Origin of the sequence: Allobosea sp. CRIB-10 (assembly GCF_900112185.1) — a bacterium.
Lineage (GTDB): Bacteria > Pseudomonadota > Alphaproteobacteria > Rhizobiales > Beijerinckiaceae > Allobosea.
The window spans coordinates 1-22,629 of the sequence record NZ_FOKP01000021.1 but is presented as its reverse complement, the minus strand read 5'-3'; the positions used below and the strand labels follow the sequence as shown (position 1 = coordinate 22,629).

Annotated in this window: 20 protein-coding genes and 1 pseudogene; 4 read left to right on the top strand and 17 right to left on the bottom strand. The window is 63.0% G+C overall.

The features are described 5' to 3' along the window. Window positions 1–78: 78 nt before the first annotated feature. Window positions 79–516, bottom strand: a complete 438-nt coding sequence (locus tag BMZ69_RS22385) for an antirestriction protein (protein ID WP_092160953.1) — start codon at window positions 514–516, stop codon at window positions 79–81. A gap of 211 nt (window positions 517–727) precedes the next feature. Here BMZ69_RS22385 and BMZ69_RS22380 point away from each other — a divergent pair, with 211 nt between their 5' ends. Next, entirely contained in the window at window positions 728–1,087 is a 360-nt protein-coding gene (locus tag BMZ69_RS22380) for a hypothetical protein (protein WP_244543482.1), read from the top strand. Window positions 1,088–1,089: 2 nt separating this feature from the next. On the opposite strand, the gene BMZ69_RS22375 is transcribed toward BMZ69_RS22380, so the two are convergent. The 6 genes and pseudogenes from BMZ69_RS22375 to BMZ69_RS32170 all read right to left on the bottom strand — a co-directional run bounded on the left by BMZ69_RS22375 (window position 1,090) and on the right by BMZ69_RS32170 (window position 6,775). Beyond that, window positions 1,090–1,323, bottom strand: coding sequence for a DUF6117 family protein (locus tag BMZ69_RS22375; protein ID WP_092160951.1), 234 nt, complete (start codon window positions 1,321–1,323; stop codon window positions 1,090–1,092). Next, a complete protein-coding gene (locus tag BMZ69_RS22370) occupies window positions 1,320–1,721 on the bottom strand; it encodes a hypothetical protein (RefSeq protein WP_092160949.1) in 402 nt (133 codons plus the stop codon). The genes BMZ69_RS22375 and BMZ69_RS22370 overlap by 4 nt, the downstream gene beginning before the upstream one ends. A 76-nt stretch (window positions 1,722–1,797) precedes the next feature. After that, window positions 1,798–2,018 (bottom strand): annotated as a pseudogene (locus tag BMZ69_RS32465) (hypothetical protein). 61 nt (window positions 2,019–2,079) lie between these two features. After that, window positions 2,080–4,224, bottom strand: a complete 2,145-nt coding sequence (locus BMZ69_RS22360) for a ParB/RepB/Spo0J family partition protein (RefSeq protein WP_092160947.1) — start codon at window positions 4,222–4,224, stop codon at window positions 2,080–2,082. Between the two features lie 175 nt (window positions 4,225–4,399). Next, a complete protein-coding gene (locus BMZ69_RS22355; RefSeq protein ID WP_092161140.1) occupies window positions 4,400–5,593 on the bottom strand; it encodes a DUF932 domain-containing protein in 1,194 nt (397 codons plus the stop codon). A gap of 792 nt (window positions 5,594–6,385) precedes the next feature. Beyond that, the gene (locus BMZ69_RS32170) at window positions 6,386–6,775 is read right to left on the bottom strand and encodes a transposase (protein WP_244543481.1); all 390 of its coding nucleotides are present in this window, start codon (window positions 6,773–6,775) and stop codon (window positions 6,386–6,388) included. Window positions 6,776–6,934: 159 nt separating this feature from the next. On the opposite strand from BMZ69_RS32170, the gene BMZ69_RS22340 reads away from it, so the two are divergent. Genes BMZ69_RS22340 through BMZ69_RS22330 form a run of 3 tightly spaced genes read left to right on the top strand, consistent with a single transcriptional unit; the run spans window position 6,935 to window position 11,929 of the window. Next, a complete protein-coding gene (locus BMZ69_RS22340) occupies window positions 6,935–8,731 on the top strand; it encodes an ATP-dependent nuclease (protein ID WP_092160943.1) in 1,797 nt (598 codons plus the stop codon). Between the two features lie 5 nt (window positions 8,732–8,736). Then, entirely contained in the window at window positions 8,737–10,443 is a 1,707-nt protein-coding gene (locus BMZ69_RS22335; protein ID WP_092160941.1) for a UvrD-helicase domain-containing protein, read from the top strand. Window positions 10,444–10,456: 13 nt separating this feature from the next. After that, window positions 10,457–11,929, top strand: coding sequence for an RES family NAD+ phosphorylase (locus tag BMZ69_RS22330; protein ID WP_139219148.1), 1,473 nt, complete (start codon window positions 10,457–10,459; stop codon window positions 11,927–11,929). 180 nt (window positions 11,930–12,109) lie between these two features. On the opposite strand, the gene BMZ69_RS22325 is transcribed toward BMZ69_RS22330, so the two are convergent. From BMZ69_RS22325 to map, 10 genes are all read right to left on the bottom strand, one after another. Next, entirely contained in the window at window positions 12,110–14,431 is a 2,322-nt protein-coding gene (locus tag BMZ69_RS22325; protein ID WP_092160939.1) for an nSTAND3 domain-containing NTPase, read from the bottom strand. After that, on the bottom strand, window positions 14,428–16,476 hold the full coding sequence (locus BMZ69_RS22320; RefSeq protein ID WP_092160933.1) for an ATP-binding protein: 2,049 nt from the start codon (window positions 16,474–16,476) through the stop codon (window positions 14,428–14,430). Before BMZ69_RS22320 ends, BMZ69_RS22325 begins: the two co-directional genes overlap by 4 nt. Then, complete coding sequence (locus BMZ69_RS22315; protein WP_092160927.1) at window positions 16,473–17,003, bottom strand: hypothetical protein; 531 nt, start codon at window positions 17,001–17,003, stop codon at window positions 16,473–16,475. The genes BMZ69_RS22320 and BMZ69_RS22315 overlap by 4 nt, the downstream gene beginning before the upstream one ends. Continuing rightward, window positions 17,003–18,322, bottom strand: a complete 1,320-nt coding sequence (locus tag BMZ69_RS22310; protein WP_092160926.1) for an SIR2 family protein — start codon at window positions 18,320–18,322, stop codon at window positions 17,003–17,005. The genes BMZ69_RS22315 and BMZ69_RS22310 overlap by 1 nt, the downstream gene beginning before the upstream one ends. Continuing rightward, window positions 18,319–18,690: an XRE family transcriptional regulator gene (locus tag BMZ69_RS22305; protein ID WP_092160925.1), complete on the bottom strand. Its 372-nt coding sequence runs from the start codon at window positions 18,688–18,690 to the stop codon at window positions 18,319–18,321. The genes BMZ69_RS22310 and BMZ69_RS22305 overlap by 4 nt, the downstream gene beginning before the upstream one ends. A gap of 4 nt (window positions 18,691–18,694) precedes the next feature. Next, window positions 18,695–19,060 (bottom strand): type II toxin-antitoxin system RelE/ParE family toxin, encoded by a 366-nt coding sequence (locus tag BMZ69_RS22300; RefSeq protein ID WP_092160924.1) that lies wholly within the window; start codon window positions 19,058–19,060, stop codon window positions 18,695–18,697. Window positions 19,061–19,103: 43 nt separating this feature from the next. Then, entirely contained in the window at window positions 19,104–19,520 is a 417-nt protein-coding gene (locus tag BMZ69_RS22295) for a thermonuclease family protein (protein WP_092160923.1), read from the bottom strand. Continuing rightward, window positions 19,517–20,770, bottom strand: a complete 1,254-nt coding sequence (locus tag BMZ69_RS22290; RefSeq protein ID WP_092160922.1) for a tyrosine-type recombinase/integrase — start codon at window positions 20,768–20,770, stop codon at window positions 19,517–19,519. Before BMZ69_RS22290 ends, BMZ69_RS22295 begins: the two co-directional genes overlap by 4 nt. Before the next feature lie 117 nt (window positions 20,771–20,887). Beyond that, window positions 20,888–21,550, bottom strand: coding sequence for a JAB domain-containing protein (gene radC, locus BMZ69_RS22285; RefSeq protein ID WP_092160920.1), 663 nt, complete (start codon window positions 21,548–21,550; stop codon window positions 20,888–20,890). Further along, complete coding sequence (gene map, locus BMZ69_RS22280) at window positions 21,547–22,371, bottom strand: type I methionyl aminopeptidase (protein ID WP_092160918.1); 825 nt, start codon at window positions 22,369–22,371, stop codon at window positions 21,547–21,549. Before map ends, radC begins: the two co-directional genes overlap by 4 nt. Between the last annotated feature and the right edge of the window lie 258 nt (window positions 22,372–22,629).

Below are 22,629 nucleotides of genomic sequence, written 5' to 3'. Positions count from 1 at the left end.
CGTCCTCTTCCTCTCGTCCGCCGACATAAAAAAACGCCCGACCTTGAGGCCGGGCGCTGAGGGGAAGACGAGCCCAATTCAGTCGATCGCCTGGAAGATTTCGGCGGATTCCGGATGGTCAGCGGCGTAGTCGTAGAGGCGGCCATATCCTTCCGACATCGCGTCGACCGGATACTTGAAGGAGAGATGGGAGAAGGCGAAAAGCGTCGCGATGATGCCGGCGGCGTCGGCCGATACCTCGCCCTCATAGCCATTGGTGTCGCAGACGATCTGAAAGCGGGGCTTCGAGGTTGGCGCGAGGTATAACGGCCTCCCGTCGCGCTCATAGAAGTCCCAGAGACCGCCACGATAATCGAGCGGGCTCAGGCGCTCCATCAGATGATAGACGGTCATCTCTGCCACAAGGACATGCTGGCGGCCGAAGAGCAGCGGCAGAAAGTCCATCCGGCGAGCCTCCGGTACGAGGGCCACGGCGCGCGCTGGGGAATCGTCGGTGGTGTTTATAATGTCGGGCATGGGCCGGCGGCGCTCTCTCTCGACCGGACCGGCTCGAACCCGTCCCGGCCGTCCTCTCACTCTGGCGCGCGGCATGACCGCCTGATCGCGCGGACTTCCGAGGTGGGATGCGCGGCGCTACACTCCTTCATCCAGCACATGGCGAAGCGCGGCCTCGGCGATCGGAGACGCATGTCCGCCCGACCTAGCGAGGCGCCGGAGGGAGAAGGTGATGAAGGGAAGTGTGATCGGCATGGTGGCCGCAGGATGCCTCGTGGTGGGCTTTGGGGCGGGATTCGCGCTCCGCCCGGTGATCGCGCCCGGCGGCGCATCAGCCGCCGCGGTCGCGGGCGTGGCGCAGCCGACAGAAGAAGAGGCCATCGCAGCCGTCCGCCGGCATCGCCTCTTCACGGGGACGTCGCTGGCCAATGCGACGCTCAAGCTCGGTGATTGTTCGCCGGGTGGTGTCGGGCCTGGCGTGACGTGCATGACGCAGCTCACGATGGACACGACCAGGGCGAACGCCACGCCCCAGAACCGGCCGGTCGGCTTTGCTCGCGTCAACGGTCAGTGGGAAGTGGCCGTCTGGTAGGATCAGGCGGCCATTTCGCCGCCAGTATTGGGCGGAAGGTAAGCGTCATAGGGATTACCGTCTGCCAGGTGGCCAAACGGCGTGAACATATAGTCGCCACCGTCACGGCCGACCGCACAGATGACATAACGCGGCTCGCCGGTTGCGGCGTCGGTGCATTCCATCAGCGCCAGGTCGCCGCTTTCCGCGGCGCGCAGCAGGGTCTGGAAGTTGGCGCGCGTGTGATCGGGAATCATCGCGCACCTCCCTCAGCGAGCCAGCGGCGGGTGCTCATCCATTCGATCGTGCGGCCTGTGCCGAGATCGAGCAGATGGGCGCCGCCGGAGAAGCCGTCGACGACAGGGTCCGAGGCAATGCCGGCCCACTGAAACCCCCAGGTGCCGGTGAGCGCGAAGGTTTCGGCGCAGCGCATGACGAAGGTGATCAGCAACTGCGGATCGGCGGTGCCGGGGTCACGAAGCCAAAGTCGCGTCGCGCCGTGCTCGGGCGTCAGCGAGAGCAGGAACGGCTCGGTGGGCGGCTCCTCGCGACCGTTCTCGGCCATCAGCGCGGTGTAGATGTCGAAAGCCCGCGCGACATTGGCGACCGAGCCGACGTCGAGCAGGCAGGAGAAACGGGTGAGATAATCGGGCATGTCGGGCTCCTGAAACGAAAAGAGCCCGGCGCTGGGCCGGGCTCGGGGCAATCGGGTCGTGGCTGGGAGGGGGGGGCTAGTAGCCGAACTGCCAGGACGGCCAGATTGGCCGTCGTCAGCGGCCGCCACGGCCTGGGTGAGGTATTCGGGATCGCCCTCGACCACGATAGGGTCGCGGACGGGCGTCTCATCGATGACGGTCACTCGCGAAACGAGGCCATCTTCGACCTCGACGTGGACCGGCACGAAATACTGGAAGACGACGCGCCGGATCGGCGCGGGGCTGGATTGCACCATGTGAACGCTCCTTCGATTTGGGGGAGAGGTGCGGAGCGGCCGAAGCCGCCCCGCGAGCCGCTTATTCGGCGGCGACGAGGCGACGTTCGTCGTCCTCGCCATCGGCAGGCGTTTCCGACTCGTCGTCGGCGCTGAGGAAGTCAGGCAGCTCGGCCCCCTCGGTTTCGCCGCCACCGTCCGCGTCCGATGCGGGATCGCCGTCAATGCCGGCAAGCCGAAGCGGCTCGGGCAGCCAACTGCTATCGGCCAGGAGACGCTCGGCCTCCTTTGCCATGTCGCCCTTTTTCAGATGACCGATCAGCTCGGCGGCTCGCTCGCCGGCGCCTTCGCGGACGGCTTCGAGGATGCGCGGCTTGGTGACACGGTTGAGGTAGTTGCCGAAGGTCGGGCGCCAGCCGGCTTCGACGATGTCGAGCCCGGTCGCCCGCGTCAGCCGGTCGGCCTGCGCAAGCCTCATGTCGAGCGTGTGCTGCGACACGCCGCCCGCGCTGTGCGGGTTCGGCCGCTCGTAGAGCGCGTTCACGCCATAGCTGACGCAATGCGCTACCAGAGCCATGCGGCTGGCATCGTCAAGCGCGGCGAGCCAGTTCCAGAGGGCGTCATCGTCCTTCGGGATGTCGGCGGCCCAGGCTTCGTGACGCTCCTGCACGGCCCGCGCGGAGGGGCTGTCCTTCAGCGTCTCGTCCTGAACCGGGAAGAAGACGTGCTTCACCCCGGCTTCCATGGCGCCCGTATACATGCGGGTCATGAAGTTGTCCGAGATCAGCTTGTGAAGAAGCGCCGTCATGGCGATGTGAGGGTTTTCCGCCACGGCGTTGCGCAGCGCGAGGGTTCGGTAGGCGGTCAGTTCGATCACGAGGCGTTCGGGCAGCGGCTTGATCCCGTCGTCCTCATCGTCGTCATCGGACTCGGCAGGTTGGCCGCCGATGGTGATGACGGCGCGTTGCACTGATGGGCGATCGGCGTCGACGGATTCGGTGTCCGTCTCCGATCCCTCCTCGCCATCGGTCCGGACCTGAGGGACATCCTCGGGCCGGACGAAGCCGCGATCGACCGAAAGCGATCCGTTGGCGTCGATGCTGACGAAGACGCCAGCGATGGCGATGTCTGCCGGCTCGAAGTGCTCGGGGCGATCGTCGAAGGCGGCCAGAGCCGTCTCGATCTCGCCCATACGCTCGTCGACCTGGTCGGGCAGTTCGTCGGCGTCTTGATATTCCGCTTCGAGCCTGGCCTGCTCGGCGGTGAGCGCGTCGATGGTCGCCTGTTCCTCGGCCGTCAGATCGATTGGCGTGCCGGGGATTTCCCGCAGACCGCGCACGGCGTCGTAGGGGAAACTGACCGCGACCTCGATCCACTTCCAGCCCTCGGCGGCGATCGCCTCGGCCTCGGCCTTCAGCTTCTCGGCGACGAGTCGATCGAGAAGCCCGACGTCCTGCAGCCAGCCGCCATCGTCGGCCTGGAACAGATCGCGCATGACGATCCCTCCGGCCGCCTCATAGGCTTCGGTGCCAAGGAAGACGGCGCGCTTGTCTGAGGCGCGCACCGTGGTTTCGGTCAGCATGCGCCGGATCTGATAGGGCTCCTTCGACCAGGCGTCCTTGATCGCGTCCCAGACCTGGGTCTGACGCTCGTGGTCGTCGGAGACGGTGAAAGCCATGAGCTGCTCCAGCGTCATGCCGTCGTCGGCATAGACGTCGTGCAGGGTGGGCGACACGGTTGCGAGGCGCAGCCGCTGCTTGACCACGTTGACGGGCACGAAGAATGCCGCGGCGATCTCCTCCTCGGTCATGCCCTTGGTCAGCATGTCGTGGAAGGCGCGAAACTGATCGAGCGGATGGAGCGCAGCGCGCTCGATGTTCTCGGCGAGCGACACCTCCTCGGGGAGGATGGCGCCGTCGCGATCGCGGACCACGCAGGGGACGGGCGCGACCTTGGCGAGACGCTTCTGCTTCACCAGCAGTTCGAGCGCGCGGAAGCGGCGGCCGCCGGCGGGCACCTCGAACATGCCGGTCTCGTTGCCTTCGGCGTCAACGACGGGGAAGACGCTGAGGCTCTGGATCAGGCCGCGACGAGCGATCGAGGCCGCGAGGTCCTCGATCGAGACACCGGCCTTCACGCGCCGGACGTTGGACTGGCTGAGCACCAGCTTGTTGAAGGGGATGTCGCGCGAGGACGACAGGATGATCTTCTGAACGGCAGTAGCCATCGGGATTTACTCCGCGACGGGCGGCCGAGAGACTCTCTCTCAACCTCCAACCCGTCACTGAGCGAAGCGCCGCCCTCTTCCTCTAAAGGGGGCAGCGCCACGGACCGGCGAACCAGAAAGGCACGGAAGCGCAAAGCCGGAGACATGGGAAACCGCATCCCCGGCTTCGCGGAAATCAGGCAGCTCGATCGAGCAGCTTCTTGGCCTTGCCCTCCATGTCGAGGCGGGCGTCCTGATGGGGCTTGTCGCGCGCGACGGCGGTGATGCCCTGCACGAAGTCGAAGACGGACTCAGGCGGACGGCCTTCCTCGGCCAGCACCCTGTCGATGATCTTGCCGGTCTCGGCCTTGGAGAAGCCGCGCCGACGCAGGAAGTCGGTGCGGTCCTCGTCCGTTCTGGCGACGATCCGTTCGCGGGCGGCCTTGATGCCGTTGACGAACGGCAGAGGCGAGGAGTTCGCGAAGTTCAGCAGCGCCGGGGCCGCCTCGTGCGCGAAGCGATTGGCTGCATATTTGGAGTGGCGGATGGTGATTTCCTCGAAATCTTCCACGCCCCACAAATTGCGATTCTGGCAAACCGCGCGGAGATAGAAGCTCGCCATGCCGAGCGTCTTGGCACCGACCTCGGAATTCCAGCAGTAGAAGCCGCGGAAATATAAGTCGGGCGAGCCGTCAGGCAGGCGGCCAGCTTCGATCGGATTCAGATCGTCGACCAGGAACAGGAAAACGTCACGGTCGGAGGCATAGAGCGTGGTCGTATCCTTGGTGATGTCGACGCGCGGATTGTAGATGCCGGTCGACCAGTCGAGCACGCCCGGGACCTTCCAGCGTGTGTCGCCTGTGCCGTTGCCGGCGATGCGCTGCACGGCCTCGACCAGTTCGTGGTCGAAGATCCGGCCATAATCCGGGCCGGTGACGGCGCGCAGTTCGACGCGGCCGTTGTCGGTTTCGAACGTCTTGATCTGCTCGGCCCGATTGGAGGTCAGGCCGTACTGCAGGTTGATGGCGGCAAGCGCGGCTGGGAGCTGCCGAAGATAGGCGGCGGGGGCGCCGACCAGGCTGGCGAGCTGACCGAAGGACCAGTGTGTTGGCGCGATTGCCGCATCCGTGCCCGGCAGGATCAGGGCCAGCCGCTCTGAATCGTTGCGGTTCGCCTCGACATGGATGAGCGCGCTCTCCACCACCCGCGTCCGGCTACGTTCGGTGCGGTCACGGACCGTGTGGGCCAACTCCGACAAGGAGAGGTAGCGCTCGTCGGCCGGACGCGAGAACCACTCCGACGAGACACGGCCGATCCGCTCGCCACGACCGACATCGACCTTGTAACCGCCGCTGGTGTCACGGCGTGCATCGAGGACCTGCATATTCATGGAACCAATCTCCATGACGGGCGTCGGAGACCTCTTCTCCAACCTTCAACCCGTCACAGAAAACCGATCCACGCTCTCACTCTCAGCAGGGCGTTGCGGGGCAGCCGCCCCGCAGAAGGGGTCGGCCGAGACGGCGGGCTCGGACGTAGGGGAAGGCTTTCCCCTCAAGGGACGGGTAGGCCCCGGCGTTGCCTCAAAAATAAGCCTATAATGCTCAAGGAGTGGTTCTGCGGCCGGGCGACTGGGCGCACTGGGTCTATCTGACGAAGCCTGAGAGCGAGTTGTTGCGCCCGTGCGCGGCGAGCGCGCCTAGCGTCGAAACGGTGCCGCCCTGCAGCGACGGCTGATTACAAGATTCGTTTGCTCGGCAAGCATCGAAACCTGTTCAATCTGCGGACACTTAGGTGGTGTGGACGGATTTGACCAAGGTGAATCCTGCTGCGAGAGCGACGATGGATGCGAAGTTACGCTTCGTCTTCTCGCAGCGTAGGGCTACCCGCTTGAAGCGTTTGAGCTTGCCGACGGCCTGCTCGATACGGGCGCGGCCCTTGTAAATGGCCTTTGCAAAGAAGCCGGGCCTGTCCTTCTCGTTGGCCTTGTGCGGAATGACCGGGATGATGCCGCGTGAACGCGCCGCCTGTCGGTTGGCCTTGCTGGCGTAGCCCTTGTCAGCGACCGCCGCACGCGGATCGACATCGGGGCCGAGCGCCAGCAGGATCGGGAAGTGCGGCGCATCGCCCTTCTCCCCTCCGGTCAGGTCGAAGGCGATGGGATGGCCGTCGAAGTCCGTCTTCAGGTGGATCTTGGTTGAGAAGCCGCCGCGCGAGCGACCGAGCGCCTGACCCTTTTGCCCCCTTTGGCGCCGGCTGCCGAGACATGGGCGCGCACGATGGTGCTGTCGAACATCTGCACCAGATGCGCCGACGACGACAGCGCGGCGAGGTGATCGAAGAAGGTCTCGAACACGCCGGCCTTGCTCAGCCGGTCGAAGCGTTTCCACACGCTGTTCCACTTGCCGAACCGTTCCGGCAGCGTTCGCCAGGTGATGTTGTGAACCGTGAAATAGTGCATCGCTTCGAGAAACAGACGGTCATCCCGACCCTTGTCACCACGGCGCGGCAGCGAGGCGCGAAACACCTCCAGCGCAACCGACCAATCCGCCTCATACATCTTCGTGGACATCGCCGACCTCCAAATCAGTCGGCTCTCCATGAATCAGACAAAGCGCGTCAGAGGAACCCTATCCGATCTTCGTGCGGCAATCCGTCCACACCGCCTAGGTCGAAGAGTGCTACTACATGAGTCCAAGAAATAGATACTAAAACATAGTGGGGGGTTGGGGTGAGAATTGTCCGCGTTCACGTAGAAAATTTTCGCGGCATAAAGCTCGCTGACATATATTTCGAGGGTACAACCGTCCTCCTAGGCGACAACAACACCGGGAAGTCGACAGTATTCGAGGCGATCGAACTGGCGATCGGAGCGGATCGGCTGGCGCGAACGCAAGCCATCGACGAGCATGACTTTTATGGCGGCGATTATCGCGCCGTAGAGAACCAGCCTCCTAAGATCATCGTGGTCGAGGTGGTGATCGCGGGCCTGGACGAACAGCACTGCACGAAGTTCCGGAACAATCTCGAATTTTGGCGCACGGCCGACCGATCGCTTTTGGGCGCGGGTACGGCCGGCGGTGCGGCGCAGGCCGGCACGGAGCCGGCCGTTCGCGTGCGGTTTGAAGGCGCCTATGATTCCGAGAACGACGAGTTCACCGCGAAGACGTGGTTTGCCGTTCCACGTCAGGAGGACGGCACGCCTATCAGCGAATGTCGCTCAGGGGACAAACGGGAGTTCGGATTTCTCCATCTTCGGGCACTTCGGACTGGAAACCGGGCACTGTCGATGGAACGCGGCTCCCTCCTCGATGTGATCCTGAAGACATATGAAGTCCGAACCCGCATGTGGGAGGGATTGCTCGGTCGCCTGCGCGGTCTCGATGTGGTGGGCGAGGAAGATGCTGAGTTCGGCCGGATACTGACCGCGATACGCGACGCGATGCGGGAGATCGTTCCGGGCGAATGGGCCGACGCGCCGCACCTGCGGGTCTCAGAGCTGACACGGGAAGATTTGCGGCGCGTTCTGAAGTCATTTTTGGCGACCGGTGTGCCGGGCTATGCGGCTCCGTTTCAGCACCAGGGATCGGGAACCATCAATGCGCTCGTGCTCGCGATGCTCGGGCTGATTGCCCAGCGCCGGAATGGACGGGTCATCTTCGCCATGGAGGAGCCCGAGCTTTCTCTGCCGCCGCATGTTCAGAAGCGTGTGGTGGACAAGGTGCGCGAGCTTGCAGCCCAGGCGCTGTTTACATCGCATTCGCCCTACGTCATCGAGCAATTCACGCCCGAGCAGATGACGGTCCTGACGCGCGATAACGCCGGGCTGCTAACCGCGACGAGCGTGGTTTTGCCCGATAATCTCAAGCTCAAGATTTTCAGAGACGGCTTCCGGACTCGCTTTTGCGAGGCGTTGCTGGCGCGCCGCGTCATCGTCGTGGAGGGTAAGACGGAACTGGTCGCCTACAGTGCTGTGGCGCGTCGAGCGGCTGAACTTGCCCCGGCGCAATACAAGCGGCTCGATGCACTTGGGTGGGTGCCCTTCGACGCGGGTGGCCAAACGGCGGTGGCACCGTTTGCAACTTTCTTTCGCGGCCTCGGCAAGACGGTGGCGACGATCTTCGATCAGCAGCAGCCGGAGGCTCGCGCAGCCATCGTGGCCGCGTGCCATGCGCCTTTCGAGCAGCCCTATGCGGGTTTCGAGCATATGCTTCAGGCCGAGGTTTCGCCTGCGATGCAGGCATGGTTCGTCCAGTGGTTTGCCGGCGCCGGCGAGTGGCCGCCCGCACTTGCCCATCTCATTCCACCGAACGGGTCACCGGAGGCGGCTTATCGCGCGCCGTTCCTATCTCTGTTCACGCACAAGAAAGGCGACGACTATCTCACCGTCTTTTTCGATCTCTGCCAGGTCGGGCATTTTCCGCAGACGATGCTGGGAATTTTGACGGCGTTGAAGAACATGGTCGTGCCGCCAATGCCACCAGTTCCGCAGCCGCCGGCGCCACAGCCGCCCGGCGTTTTCGGATAGCCGCGATGGTGTTGATGCTTTGCGATCAGCGGCGAAGGCTATTGGAAACTGAGGGCAGCATTCTCGTTCGCGGGGGTGCTGGATCGGGCAAGACGACGATTGCTCTCGCGAAGGCGTGCGCGGATTTGGCAGCGGGCCGGCTCGGCAACACCGGGAAAGCTTTGTTCCTGAGCTTTGCTCGCGCCACCGTCGCCCGGGTCGCGGAACAAGCGACCGCGACCATCCCGCGCGAACAGTTGGCCCGCATCGAGATCAACACCTATCACGGCTTTGCGTGGACGATCCTCAAGAGCCACGCCTACCTTCTCTGCGCGCGGCCCGGCGTCTCGCTCCTTCTTCCGGCTCAAGCGCGAGGGCGTCTCGCGGGTCTGGACGGGGCAGCTCGCTTGGCAAGGCAACGAGAGCTGTTCGATCAGGAGGGGTTGATCGCCTTCGATCTATTCCCCACGCTTTTGACCGAGTTGTTCGCGCAGGTGCCGCTCTTGGCGCAAGCCTACGCGCGGGCGTACCCGCTGATTATCGTCGACGAATTCCAGGATACGAACGCGGCTGAGTGGCAGATGGTCGCCCAGCTCGGTCAGCACAGTCGGCTGATCGCCTTGGGCGATCCGAAACAGCGCATCTATGATTTTAAGGGTGCCGATCCTCGGCGCTTCGATGAATTTATCGAAGCCTTCAGGCCAACGCAGTTCGATTTTTTGGGCGAAAATCGTCGCAGTCCTGGCACGCAAATCACGGACTTCGCTGACGACATGATCGACGGCGTCTTCAACGCGGTCGCCTACACGGGTGTTTCAATCTCCCGCTACGGTGGGCAAAGCCTCAGACCGTTGAAACAGGAAATTCTTCGTGCCGTCGGCCGGCTGCGTCGCGCAAACGAATGGTCTCTTGCGGTGCTCGTTCCGGCAAATGCACTGGCCGTTGGCGTCTTCGACTATATGGCTCGGGCCGATCATGGATTGCCGCGTTACCCCGTGGAGATCCTGGTCTCAGCGGAAGGCCCGATGCTCGCCGCCGCGATGATCGCGCTGCTGCTCGAACCGCGAGATCATCCCGACCACCTCGGTGCGCTGGTGCTTGATAGCCTCGCGGCCTTTGAGTTGGGACGCAACGAAACTGCGTCGGCCGGAGGGATTACCAAGGCCGCGCGCCTGCGGACGATTGCCCGGTCTTTGCGAGCGCAAGGTGATGCCGGGTTTGGCGCTCGCGGCATAGGGCCGGACGTGCGGGCACTGCTGGAGAGCGTCGCCGCGTATCCTCTCAGTGGAGATCCGATGACGGATTGGCGTTCGATACGCGCGATATTTGAGGCGAGCCCTCGCGCTGAGCTGCAGGCGGTCGCCAAAGAAGCTCGACACATGCGGCTGCTGCGCCGCGGAGCGCAGATCGAGAGCCGGTTCGCCGAGGCGTGGCGTGGTCACGGCGCTTATCGGGACGCGCGCGGCCTGTTGAGCGCAGCGGTGGTCGAGGATCAGTTCGCGGCGACGACGCGGCCCCATCACGGAGTGACCGTGATGACGATTCATAAGGCGAAGGGAAAAGAGTTCGACGAGGTGATCGTGTTTGAGGGAGCCTATCAACGCTATTTGCAACCGCGAGGGGCGGATGCAGAGCGATCAGCACGGTTCAACCTCCATGTGGCTGTTACGCGAGCGCGACGTGCGGTGACCATCATGACGCCGCAAGCGAACCCGTGCCCGCTTCTCCCATAGAATAGGATGTCAGGTGCTTAGTCAGGATGAAGTTGAAGAGCTGACGGCAAAGAAGCTGTGTTACCGATGCGTCGGAGAAGACTATCTCAGCGCGGAAATTCGGCGTGATGGTAAGCGTCGCAAGTGCTCGTACTGCGACAGGACGGCTAAGTCATACTTGATTGGGGAGATGGCGGAGCGCGTCGAAGCCGCGTTCGATCAGCATTACGCTCGAACATCCGATCAGCCGACGTCGTGGCAGCAAACAATGCTCAGCGACAGGGAGTCCGAGTACGAGTGGGATCGCGACGGTGAGCAGACCGTCGATGCGGTCATGAACTCGGCCGACATGCCCGAAGCGGCTGCGGAGGACATCCAGCAGATCCTCGAGGACAAGTTCGATGATTTCGACTCTGCCGCCCTGGGTGAGGAAACCGAATTTTCCAGCGATGCATATTACGAGCAGAAGGGAACGAGCGACCAAGCCTGGCAGGAGGAATGGCGCTCGTTCGAGAAGTCGCTGAAAACAGAAGCACGCTTCTTCAGCAGAGCCGCGGCATCCCACTTGGCGGCGATCTTCAACGGAATAGACGTCTTGCGCAGCCGCGATGGTCGCCCGCTTGTCGTCGATGCTGGCCCGGGCACGAGCTTCAGCTCGGTCTATCGCGCCAGGGTCTTCCAGTCCGATGATAAGCTGGAGGCCGCGCTTTGCCGGCCGGATCAGCAGCTCGGGTCTCCTCCGGCGTTCTTGGCTAGCGCGGGGCGCATGAACGCCCGCGGCATATCGGTTTTCTACGGTGCCAATGATCCAACGGCGGCGATTGCTGAAGTCCGCCCGCCGGTTGGAAGCCAGGTGGCCGTGGCGCAGTTCGAGATCATCCGGCCGCTGAAGCTGCTCGACCTGACCGCCCTGAGCGCGGTCAGCGACGGCGGCAGCGTGTTCGATCCCGAGCTTGCCGGACGATTGGAGCGCGCAATGTTTCTGCGCTCTCTCAGCCAGCGGATTACGCGACCAGTCATGCCCGACGACGAACATTTCGAATATCTGGCAACGCAGGCGGTCGCTGATTTTCTAGCAACCGAGGGGGCCATCTCTCTGGACGGGATCATATTTCCTTCGGTCCAGGCGGCCGGCGCAGTTCTCAACGTGGTGTTTTTCCACAAGGCGGCGCGGGTCGAGAAGTTGGCCGTGCCCGTCGGGGCGGAGATCTCGGCGCGCAGCGGGCATATGGAAGAAGATGGCTGGGAGACCGAGTACGAGGTGATCGAAGAGGTGCCGGCGGCGCCGGACGAACCGCCCCCAGTGAAGGAGGAGGCGGCCGGATGGCCGGATTTTGCTTCGTTGGCAGCGATGCAGTGGGGGCCGCCTGATCCCGATTGGCGCGACCCGAGCTTACGGGTCGTTCTCGATAGCGTCGTCGTGCATCGTGTGAGACGCGTCGAGTTCGAAACCGATGAGTTTTCGGTGGCGCGCCGGCGCTGGCAAAAGAGAAAGCCCGACTTCTAGTCAGGCAGCCGCTTTGGGAATGAGCAAAAGCTCTAAAGCCGCGAGGATCGAGACGTCGAGTTGATAGTCGAAACCCGCTTGGGCGGCTGCCGCGTCCCGCAGAGGCCACCCGGTCCCTAGAGCATATTCTTTACCGCCGAGTCGGGCGCATCACGACGCGACCCACCTATGTCTCCGGGATCATTTGTCGACATCGTCGAACACCGAGCGCTTCTTCGTAGTGACGGCGGAAGAAGGTGGCGTCTCCTCCTTCTTCTGCGTCACGATATGAGTCCAGTCGGTCTCATCTTTAGATTCTTCGTCACGTTCCCGCTTACGTTCTTCGAGCGCCTCAACCGAACGCTTCACGTGGTCGCGCGCATCGTCGATGAAGGCCGTGGCGTCGGCGTCGACACCGATCGCCTCAACGTGGTCAAGCACACCGAGAAGCTTCTTGAAATGACTGTCAGGCTCTTCGTCCAGATCAGCGTCTGCGGCGATCTCGTCGATGCGATCTTCTAGCGACGGCAAAATCGTTGCCCGCAGCGCCAGCCCGAGGCCGACGAGGCGCAGCGGCGGGATGAGCGCGAGCATTTCTTCTTCGTCGAAGAAGGAGACGTCGAGGTCTGTGAGCGCAGCAGATTCAAGCTTTTCGGCCGCTTCCGAACGCAGATCATCGGGTAACACACCGAGATGATGGGCTCGGGCGCGAGCGGCAAGTCGGGGGTCGTTGCCGGCCACGTCGGTTTGCCAGCAGGACCGCCGAAGCAGACCGGGAGACTGCTGAATCGCCTTTCCAAACACGGCCTCGCTGGCACGGTAGGACAGAAAGTGGAACAGCATCCAGTTGCGATGCAATTCATCGGGGGTGCGGCCGAGCCTTGCGACCAAGGCGTCGTCGAGAGTGGTCGGGATGATGAGCGCGTCTCGAATAAGGGGCGAGCCCTCGCAGGTGAAGCTGCTGAGGATGGTGTCGATTGTCGCGCCTCGTATGAGCGCCGCCATCATGTGTGGCTTCTGCCGCAGAATCTCGGTCAGGGCGTCGGAAATCGTGGGATGTGCAAAGGTCCAATTCGCGCCGGAGAGTTTCAGGAAAGAGCCTTTTAGCTCAGTGAAACAATCCTGGATCTTGGTGAGAGTGTAGCCAGTCAGCTCAGCGACCGCTTGGGCGGCCGAAGCATCATGGTCGCTGGGATCGAACCCGGTCTGGTGAACATAAACGAGTATGAGCGCGGCTTGCAGCTGATCGTCCAGGGCGTTGACGGTATCGATCAGATGCTCTGTCGGCTCCTCCATAAAGCGAACGAGCGAACTCTCGCGCGGCGCCAGGCCCTTGGTAAAGTTCGGGTCGCCAAGACGCTCGGCTATGCCGGGGAGGAAGTCGCGAACGGCAGCGACCGCGGCGAGGTGGGGCTTGACGCTCGAACGCCAGCTTTGGCTCTGCTCGCCGAAATTCAAATGATTGTAGAGGATCTGCGCCTTCTCCTCAAAGGTCAGTTCGCCGACATCGACCACGGCGCTGCCATCAGCGAACTGGGCAAGGTTGCGCTGCCCGAGCCGCCGTCGCGCCGCCTCGTAGATGTGCTTGCGGGAGGTCAGGAGAAAACGGTTACCGTGCTTGATCGCCGCCCTCAGCTTCGAGAAGGCCGAAGTCCAGTCCTGCACGTAATCGTCGCGCAGCACATTCGAGCCAAAGGCGTCGTCGATCCAGAAGAAGCGGCCCGGGTCGTTTGGATTCCAGCCGGCCTCGAAATCGCGAGGACTGGTCAAAGCGAGGACTGTGTTGTCGGGATTTTCCGAAGCGATTGTCGAGATGATGGCACCAATCGCCGATTTACCGCTGGACGGGTTACCGAGCAGCAGCACCACGCCATGGTTGGAAATCGCGTTGATCGCGTCGCGATGGGCCTGCGTCGGAACATAGGTACGAAGCTTCGGAATCCAGCTGTCGAGCAGCGCACGACTCTGTTCGCTAAGCCTTTCGTCGACGATCGATGTTAGATCCCCTAGGCCGTAGACCTGCGGGACGAGCGCGCGCAGGCGCGCGCTGCTTCTGATGACCCGAACGATATACTGGCGGCCGAGAATGTGCGGCTTGCGTACACCGAGCGCGCGAAGCCTGGCGCGCATGGCGGCCGCGACGGGTGCGTCCACGCTCATATTGGTCATGAAGGCATAGGTGTCGGCCTGGCCGGCCTTGACCAATTCCTCGACGTTACCGATCTCGGTGGAGAGGTCGCTGGCCTTCAGGGCCTTTGCGGCCTCCGATGTATGCTTGCACTGCACCGTGCCGATCGGCGGGGCGTCGCTTCCCGAGGAGATGAGGAAGACCGCGTCCTGGCCACCGTCCTGGGCTTCGCGGAAGATTTCCACGGGCCGGCCCAGCACGACTTCGCATACCTGCGAGCAAAGATCCTGAAACGCGCGCCAGCCGATGGTATGAAGCGCCAGGTCGCTCCAAGGGCCGTGCGCTTGACGCTCGCGCGATGCCGGAGGTTCGATTTGCGCGCTCTCGGCCTTCATGCAGTGACAACACCACGTAGAACACCGACCGGCATTGGATGGATTTCTTGGTCAATGACAACGCTTGTGGCGCCGAGCGGACCAAGGTCGATATCGAAACGCCGGCCTCCCTCCGTCGCGGTGCTAACCAAGCGCCGGCACAGCAGATCGGCCAGCGCAGGGTCCTCGACGGCGCAGATGATCTGGCGCCCATCCAAGCGGAGAGCGGCGAGCACTTCGACCAAGTGAAGCGCCCGGAAATCATCGATATGTTGAACGGGATCGTCGAGGAGGAGAGACCTGAGTGGCGTCCAAGCGCGCGCAAGATGGACTGAGAGAAGGAAGGCCAAACCTGCTGCGCGGCGCTGGCCGCTGCTGAAGACAAATTGCGGGTTCAGGCCGTCTCCGACCTTGAGGCTGAGAAATCGACGGACGTCGCCGCGGATGCTGTAATCGATCGTCCGCCAGTCGGCATGCGGTCGCAGGCGCTGATAAAGTTCGTTGAGTAGCGGACTGATCTGAGCGAGCCGTTCATCAATGATTTCCGCGCTCACGCGCCTAACCGAGCGTTCGATCTCACGAGCTGCTGTGACGGCGTTCTGCGACTGGCTTACCGCTCCGGCCAGTTTCTCTATTTCAGCTCGCAGAGCCGAGATGTTGCTTTCGATCGACGACATCCGCGAGACCGCTTGAGACGCTTCCAGGACCAGAAGCGCGCGCTCAAGATCAATGAAACGGTCGCGTTCGACAGAGATGGCCTGCTCCAGCCCGTCAGGATCTTGGATGAAGCGGTGATCGAGCCCCCACTGCGTGTAGAAACCGACATGCGCGGCTTCCTGGTCGCGCAACTGGCGCAACTCGTCTGCATGACCTTCGACTACAGCGGCCGCTGCCTTGAAGGCCAAGCTGGGTTGCTGTGCGTTCTCCTTCGCGGCCGCGAGAGCATCGCGGGCTCCCTGAACGCCCGACGCCAGCGAAATAATGCGGGACCGGGCTGCGGCTAGACCTGCTGCGAACTCATCCAACGTCCGGTGGGCCGCACAAAGTGGGCAATGATCGTCGTGCAATCCGAGGCGCTCACCGTGCTCTACGAGAATGCTCAGAGAGGCCGCGATCGCGTCAACCTCTTCCTCACGGCCGAGGCGCTGTTCGGCATCCGAAACGGTGTTCTGGGCGGACTCGTGGTCGCGCTGGGCAGTCTCATGCGCAACCGATGCGGCCTCGCGTTCGGCAAGCGCCTCCGGTGCGTTAAAGGCGGCCTGTGTCGCTGCGACTTCACGACCGAGTTGAAGCGCTTCCCCCATCCGGGCCAACCGGGCGCGTGCGTTCGCCAACGCATTTCGACCTGCGATCAGGCGAGCACTCAGCTCGGGGGGCGCATCTGGGGCCGCTGTGGCGATCACCTGAATTGCGGCGGAGACATCACCTGACCGGCTCAGTGCGGCTTGCGTCTCCGACTGCTGCGTAAGCCTGTCGGCCAGCCGCGTGCGAGCATTGTCATAGGCGGCTTCATCCTTGGCGTGGGCAGCTTCGGCGGCCGCCACGACTTCCTTTGCTCTGCTGCCCGCTTCGGAGCCTTCCACTGCGCCGAGTGCCGATCGGACGAGATCGAACCTCTCCGTTTCGGTAAGGTCCAGGCTGAGCGCCGCGATCCATTCGTCGCGGATGATCGACGTCCGGGTGAGCTGACGAAGCGCGTCGTCCGGCGCAGGACCGCGGCAAAGCGCAGCTTTGATCTCCTCTGGCGAACGATCGGAGCCGGACTCCCGAGTCCGCTTGATAGTGAATGGTTTCCCGTCATCGTCGATAAACGAAGCCGTAACATAATGGGCTTTGGGCACACCTTCGCCACGCCACCAGAGATAATCGCTGAGGCTCTCTTTCGCGGCTTTCTCGACGGCGTATTTGTCGATGGAGCCGGTGATCGCAAATTCGACTGCATCGCATAGCGTGCTCTTGCCCACGCCGTTGCGGCCGGTGATGACGGTGAAGCCACGACCGAAGTTGATTCGGACGAGATCCCTAAATCCGCGAAAACCGCATATTTCGATGAAATCGAGCCTCACGAAGTCGCTCCCAATATGCGAGCGACCTCTGCGGACGACGTGTCATTGAGGAACGCCGTGACGGCGTCCGCCGGAATATCTTTGAGCCGGGTGCGAAGTCTCGTCTCGAAGTTAGACGCGCCGAGCAGTGGCTTCGAGCGGATCGAGAGCAACGGCAGCAGCGCCTTTTCGACGTCTTCCGTTGTCGTGATCGAGGCTCTAGCGATCTTTCGCGTGAGAGAAAAATCCTCTTCGATTCGCTCGATCTCTCGTCCGCGGCGCGGATCCTGATCGGGGGTCAGCAAGACCGAATAGACGTTCCAGGCCTTTGCTCCGGCGCCGCGCAACGAAGCGGCATGGCGTGCAAGAGCAACCTGTTGATTTGCTTTCCAGCCACCGAGGAGCGCGTCCGCGGTGTCGAAGACATGGACAAATCCCATCAGCGCCGCGTTCTCGAAGCAGGTTACGGGACCTGCGGAGCCGGCCCATGTCCATGTCTCGTACTGGGCGTCGCGTAGGACGATTTCGGCTTGTATAAAGATGTCCATTAGATGCCCAGCGCGCCTCTTGCCCCTTGGAGGTCGAACCATTCGCCCGCCGCGTCAGGGCGAATGACGTCGCCTGCGCGCCCGCTGCGAACCACGTTGTCCGGGACGCCCAAGTCGGTCGCACCGACCGCAACAACAATGTCCGACTGCATCGCAGCGGGCGGTTCAACAAACTTTCCCCGCAGCGTCCCGAGGATGGACTGCGTCCCGTTGATGACGCGAATGCTTCGACCGTTTAGCTCATAGCCATCGGCGCGTTGTACGGCTCCAGCCTGGCGCAGCAGCAGATGAAAAAAGCCCAGCGCCTCGGGACTGCCGGGGCGCAGCAGCTTCGCCGGCTCCGCCGCCGGAACGCCTTCCGCATCTCGCCTGAGGCCATACAGCGCCTCGCTGTCGAAATCCCCGATTTCAAGCCATGCCGGATCGCAATCGACGCCGGTCGCTTGCTCGAAAGCCGCCCGTCCAGCGTCGAGGACTTGGCGCAGATAGTTTGATGAGAACGCGCGGCGAAGCTCGTCCAAGGCCACGGCTCCCGACTCCTGGACATGCTCAAAGGTCACGTTTTGCGCGTGCGCTATCTGCCAAAGCTGCGGCGCCTTCTGCTCGAGCGCGTTTGTCGCCGAGAGATCGATGACCGTTACAGACAGAGGCTGCACGTCTATCAGGGCTTCGCCGATTACGGCGTTAAGATATTCCCAATCCGACCAGAACCCGACGACGAGAAGATCCTTATGCCGAAGGTTCGCTGCCATCCACACCTTGCTTCGGGCAATGCGGGCGGAAATCGTCGGATCGTCGAGCTGCGACGTCGCCCAGACGGTGGATGGCCTGTCGCGGTGGGAGCAACCATGGAATTTCAGCAAGGGTGCCTGACGAATGGCGTCGCCAATGGCCTCGTCGCCGTCGAGCGAGCCGCGAAAGTCAGCGCCATAGTCCCATGCGCGACGTTCGATCAAAGTGTCGTAATTGCTCGATATGCCGGCGACGGCGGCGCGGGTGATAAGGAAGTCCGCTATCGCGGCGTGCCCTGTGTTGGAAGGGCGCACGAAAGCAGGCCAAGGCACCAGATGTTCGATGAAGACCGACTGCAGGGTGCTCAGGCCGGCAAAGTGCTCAGCGAGAGCCTCAAGATTATCCCGAAGAACAAGGTCGCAGGTCGGGTCCGATTCAAGACGGTATTTGTCGAAACAGCGCTCGGCGACCGCGCGCGCTGACGGCAGGCTGCTCGGTGGCGCCATTGACAGCCCAGCACCGCAGACAACCAGCAGGCGGCCCGCATTCATGGAAGCTAGAAGCCGAGCGATCGTCTGAGGAGTCAAGCAATCCTCCGTCGAGGCCCAGCCCTGCGACCAGACGCTTTCGTGGTCGGCTGAGCGAGATCGCCTAAATGTTCGATCCGCACCGGAGGCCGGGCCGGTAGCTTCACCGTTAGTTCGAGCTTCCCGCCAATCGCCTCGACGTAGCTACGCAGCGTCGAGAGATACATATCCGCCTGGTTCTCGATCTTGGAAACGGAAGGTTGTTTGATGTTGAGGGCCGTTGCGACATCTTCCTGGGCCTTGCCGGCGATCTGCCGCAATTCGCGGAGTCCTTCGACCTCCTGCCGAAGCTCGTCATAGCGCGCTTCAATCTGCTCCTGCTGGTCGCGGGGCAGGGAAGCAATGACCTCATCGAGGCTCCGTCCCATAGGATCATCCTTTCTTCGCAGATTTCAGGTTTCCCAAATGATCGGAAAACCGGCTGTCCGCCTTTGCGATAAGCTGCTTGTAGAAGCGCTTCTGGCTGCCGCCCGATTTGTCTCCCGCGACGAGAAGAATAGCCTTCCGTTCGGGATCGAAGGCGAAGGCAGCACGCCATTCGCCATCGGCAGCCGAGAAACGCATCTCCTTCATGTTAGCGTGTTTCGAGCCTTTGAGCGTGTCGGCATAGGGCCGACCGAGCTGCGGGCCGTATTCGCCCAGCAGCTTCGCGACCGCCAGCAATTCGGTCTGGACCTCGCGCTCGAAAGCCAGAAACTCCGCCTCGAAGGCATTATGGAGTCTGACGTTCCAAGTCATATAGCCTCCAAGCTATATCGAGTCAATGGTGAGATGGATCGCATCAGTTGCCGCCCTCGGCTACGCCGGCCTGACGCAGCAGGTCGCCAAGACTGGCTCCGCTGATCCGGCAGCGCGCGATAACGCGGTCAAAGGACCGGACACGGCCGCCGTGCCCGTGCTCGGATGCGCATATGACTTCGCGCTGTAGGGCCAGGCGTTCGAGCGCCGCCTTGGCCGCAGGACCGCCGGGAGTGTGTAGTTCCGGGGCATTGAAATCGGCGAGGCGGACTTCAATCCACTCATTGGGGTCCGCCGTTCGCCCGACACAGAGGCCGTCGCCATCTCCCACATATCGGACGATGCCGGAGAACTGGACGCCTGCCCGCGTGGGGAGAGTGCCTTCGCACGGATCTGCGTGGGCCGGGGCGGCGTAGCCGAGCGTGGCGGCGGCGGCCAGCACGAGAAGCCGACCGCTCACGCTGCCTTCTTCAAGGCGCCGTCGCCTTTCTTCTTTGCCAGCATCGCGCGGACGAATTTGTCCCACTTCGCCATGCCGGCCCGCTTCTCGGGCATGTAGTTCCAGCGGTCGTAGTTCTTGGAGCTGACGTCCTGAAGCGCGTGGTTCTGGAGACGGTCGCGGATTTCCTTCGAGACGCCCGCCTTGCCCGCCAAGGTCTTGAAGGTGCGGCGGAGATCGCGGTTCGTCACATAGGGGATGACGCCGCGATCGCGCTGGCGCCACATGAACGAGTAAAGCGTGCCATGGCTGACCGGCTTCGACGGATCCGTCGCGGATGGGAAGAACCAGCCATATTCGTTCACGTTGATGGCTTCGAGCAACTCGGCGGCGAGCGACGGCACTGGGACGGCATGCGGCTGAAGGTTCTTGGTCTTTGACCAGTCGATGATCCGCTCCTTGGCATCCCATTGGTCGATGTGGAGGCGAGCGATTTCCTGGACCCGCTGGCCGGTCAGCATGAGAATGCGAACGGCGCGGGTGTAGGGCGGGTGGATGGGCGTGTCGGGGCTTTCCAGCCAGCGATAGAGACGGACGAACTCGTCCTCGTCGAGCCAGCGCGTGCCCTGGACCTTGGGTTCGGTCGGAATGCCTGTGGCCGGATTGAAGGGAATTCGGAAACGGCGTGGCGAAGTGTTCCGATAGTCGTTGTCGGACTTCATGCCCCAGCCAAAGGCTGCGTGAATATAGCCGCGGACGTGGTCGGCCATCGCCCGTGCCCCACGGTCGTAGATTGGTCGGATCACCTCGACGATCTCATCGGGCTCGATCTCGCGAGCGAGACGGTTGCGGCCAAGCGTGTCGGCGATCTTGTTCAGGCCTTTTTCCGTTTCCTTCCACGACGGCTTGCCTGCGCTCTTGAGCGAGGCGACATAGCCCTCGAACAGGTCGGCGACAGTTCCGGGCCGCGTATCGGTCGCGATCCTGATGCTCCGGCCCTTCTGGATGACGTCGGCATAGTCGCGCTTGAAGATCGCGCGCGCTTCGACGAGGGGCATGGATGGATAGGCGCCGATCTTCTTTTTGGCGCGCTTGCCGTCGCGCCATTGCTGCGCCATCCAGTCGGCGGTCACGCGCTTGGGCATGGGCTTCAGGACGAGGACGAGCCGTCCGGTCCCGCGCCCTTCGCCGTCGGCGAGGTTTTCTTGCTTCTGGCTCGCTTCGACCCGCTTCAACGCATGTCGGATCGCGGTATCGGTCAGGCTTGGCATCACGTTTCTCCTGTCCCGCAACTGGGATCGGTCAAGGAGAAACGGGGATCGTTTGCTGGGGGCGGAATGCCGTTTCTTACCCCTTAAACCGCCCCCAATTTGCCAAAACCGCCCCCACTACGCAAGACCAAAAATACGCGAATTTCCTAGTGATTCAGCGTGCTTGTGCGTGATCCAACGTGATCGATTTGAGCGAGTGGGATGGTTATGCACTAGAATCAAGGCGGTAGCCGAAAGCTCCAGCGCCCGGCGCATCACCTCGCGCGGATAGACCGGAGTGTGGTCGACCGTGCCGGTCTGCTGCACCTCGTCGGCGATCAGCGCGTTCTTCTTGTCGAGGAACAGGATGCGGAACTGTTCGCGCTCGGCGAAGGCCATGGCGAGGCGGCAATAGTCGATCACTGCCGACCAGGAGGAGAGCACCGGCTTCTTGGCGACCTGGCCCTTCATCGCCCGTTTCAGCGCCGCCTCGACGATCTTGAGGTCGAGGGCGGCGCTCTCGCCGACGCCGTCGACCTCCTGCAGTCGCGAGAGCGGCGCCCCGATCACCTCGGCGAAGGAGCCGAAATGCTGGATCAGCTGCTTGGCGAGGGGCTTGACGTCGCGCCGCGGGATCGAGCGGAAGAGCAGCAGCTCGAGCAGCTCGTAATCGGGCAAAGCGGCGTCGCCGGCATCGAGGAAGCGCTGGCGCAGGCGGTCGCGATGGCCGAGATGATGCGGCGGAGCCTCGTCCGGGACGGCGGCAAGCGGGGCTGAGATGCCGTTGCCGCTGGTCTTCATGGGCGCGGCGCGAGCGGGTTGTCGAGGCCGGCAGGCGAGAGCGTGAAGATCTCGCAGCCCGTCTCCGTCACGCCGACCGTATGCTCGAACTGGGCCGAGAGCGAGCGATCGCGCGTTACGGCTGTCCAGCCGTCGGAGAGCACCTTCACGCTCGCCTTGCCGAGATTGATCATCGGCTCAATGGTGAAGAGCATGCCGGGCTTGAGCTCGACGCCCTCGCCGAGGCTGCCATAGTGCAGGATGTTCGGCGCGTCGTGGAAGACCTGGCCGAGGCCGTGGCCGCAGAAATCGCGCACCACCGAGCAACGCTCGCCCTCGGCATAGCGCTGGATGGCGAAGCCGATATCGCCCGTGGTGGCGCCGGGGCGCACGACGCGGATGCCGCGCAGCAGGCTTTCATAGGTGATCTCGACCAGCCGCTCGGCCTTGCGCGGGATGTCGCCGACCGCGAACATCCGGCTGGAGTCGCCATGCCAGCCATCGACGATCAGGGTGTAGTCGATGTTGACGATGTCGCCCTCGCGCAGCGGCTTGTCGTCGGGGATGCCGTGACAGACGACATGGTTGATCGAGGTGCAGATCGACTTGGTGTAGCCGCGGTAGAACAGGGTCGCCGGATAGGCTGAATTGTCCATGGCGAACTGGAAGGCGAGATCGTCGAGGCGCTGCGTGGTCACGCCGGGCCTGACCTCGCCGGCGAGCATGTCGAGGCCGCGCGCGGTGAGCTGCCCGGCCTTGCGCATGGCCGCGAAGGCCTCGGGGCCATGCAGCTTGATGGCGGGGTCGCGCCGCGCGCGTGAGATCGATTCGTTCAGGGTCATTCCGCAGGGCCGCTCCTAGATCTCCTTATCTATTGGGTTTGGCGGGTGGCGCAAGGCGGACGCGCTGAACGGCGCAACTCGCGCTTGGCCGCACGGGGCCCCGTGGGCTGCAGGGCAGTCGTCGCGAGACAGCTGTCGTGATTATCGGACGGATAGAGTAACGCTAGGGTCTAAACTCAACGGCCAGTTTGTGATTCAAGCAGGTCATGGGAGAGGTAAGTTCCATGAGCCGCTTGTTTTGGTTGAATGACGAGCAAT